Raw genomic sequence first — 1617 nt, forward strand, 5'->3', positions numbered from 1 at the left:
CGAGGCTGACCGCTCGGGTGATCAGCTTGAGCCGGTCCATCATCGCGCGCGCGCCCTCGAACCCGGTGTGGAGGCCAAAAGCTAACATGCCCGAGCCCTGCGACATCTGTCTGCGCGCGAGCACCAGATCGGGATGAGAGTCGAGAAACGGATAACTCACCCAGGCCACGGCCGGGTGTGACTCGAGCGACTTCGCTACCGCAAGGGCGGAGGTGCTGTGACGTTCCATCCGCAGGGGAAGCGTTTTCAGGCCGCGCAAAATCAGGAACGCCGACAGCGGCGAAAGCGCTGCGCCGGTGATATAGCGCAAGCCCGTTTCGTGCAGGGTGTGAAGCGTTTTCGCATCGCCCAGGATTGCCCCGCCCAAAGCATCTCCGTGGCCATTGATATACTTGGTCAGCGAGTGGATCACTATATCGGCCCCGTGTTCCAGGGGACGCTGTAGCGCGGGCGAGGCAAAGGTGCTGTCGACCGCGACCTTCACGCCGCGCGCATGGGCCTGTTCGGCTATGGCCGCGATGTCGAGGATGCGGCTCAGCGGGTTGACCGGCGTCTCGAAGAAGACAAGCCTGGTCCTGTCAGTTATGGCGCCCTTGAGATTGCTGGGTACGGATAGATCCACCGCGACGACCTTGATGCCAAACCGGGGCACCGCCTGTTCGACCATGGCGAGTGTGTTGGCATAAAGCGTCTGGTGGACGATGAGTTCGTCGCCTTGCGACAGCAGCGACAGGATCAGCGTGCCGAAAGCAGCCATTCCCGAGGCGACGACCAGCCCCGCTTCGGCTCCTTCGAGATTGGCGAGCCGTTTTTCGAGGATTTCGGTCGTCGGATTGTATTCGCGTGCGTAGAGTCTTCCGCCCAGTGCTGCGGCTGCCTCGTTTGCAGCCACACTTTCGAACCCGTAGGTGGAGGTAAGAAACACGGGCGGCTGGACGGCGTTGGAAAAGCCGGCTGGATCATAGCCATGATGGATGGCCCGGGTCGCGAATGCGAAATCGGCGTCGTGAGGGGACGGCGTCGGCGTAGCGGTTTCGGATTGATCTGTGGTGCGCGGCATCGATGTTTTGAAATCCTTTTGGTTTTAAGAACATTGCCGCCAAACTGGCTTGGATGTAACGTCCAGTTGACGATGAAACAAATGGTCCAGCCTACTCGTGCCGTGTCGGCAGGTCGCACGCAGGGTGTGGGCGGGCGCCAGATCTACGAAGCTCTTCGCGAGCAGATCCTGACCGGTGTCTATGAGACCGGCAGTCAGCTGCCGTCGTCTCGCGGCCTCGCAAATGACCTCGGCGTTTCGCGAACGACGGTCACCGTCGCCTACGAGCAGCTGCTTGCGGAAGGCTTCATCGAGGTTACCCAAGGCGCACGGCCTCGCGTCGCCGCTTCGGTCCGTCGCGAAGCCAGCAGCACGGTTCCAAAACGGTCTGGCCCGATCCATCTTTCCAGCTATGGCGAGCGACTGCATGGCAGCCCGCCATGGTCCGATTACCTGCCCACCCACTTGAAGGTCGATTTCCGTTATGGCGACCTCGCACCATCTGATTTCCCGGCGCTGATCTGGAAGCGGGCGATGAACGCCGCGATGTCGCAACGCCCAGGAAGGCTGGCCTATGA

2 protein-coding genes are annotated in these 1617 nt (G+C 61.5%); one reads left to right on the forward strand and one right to left on the reverse strand.

Annotated elements, in window-relative coordinates:
• A partial coding sequence (locus tag BLS48_RS34545; RefSeq protein WP_091586690.1) for a trans-sulfuration enzyme family protein occupies window positions 1-1060 on the reverse strand: 1060 nt, incomplete at its 3' end.
• Between the two features lie 72 nt (window positions 1061-1132).
• On the opposite strand from BLS48_RS34545, the gene BLS48_RS34550 reads away from it, so the two are divergent.
• On the forward strand, window positions 1133-1617 hold a 485-nt coding region (locus tag BLS48_RS34550), incomplete at its 3' end, for a GntR family transcriptional regulator (RefSeq protein ID WP_143019607.1).

It is taken from the genome of Mesorhizobium qingshengii (genome assembly GCF_900103325.1).
In the GTDB taxonomy this organism is placed as follows: Bacteria; Pseudomonadota; Alphaproteobacteria; order Rhizobiales; family Rhizobiaceae; genus Mesorhizobium; species Mesorhizobium qingshengii.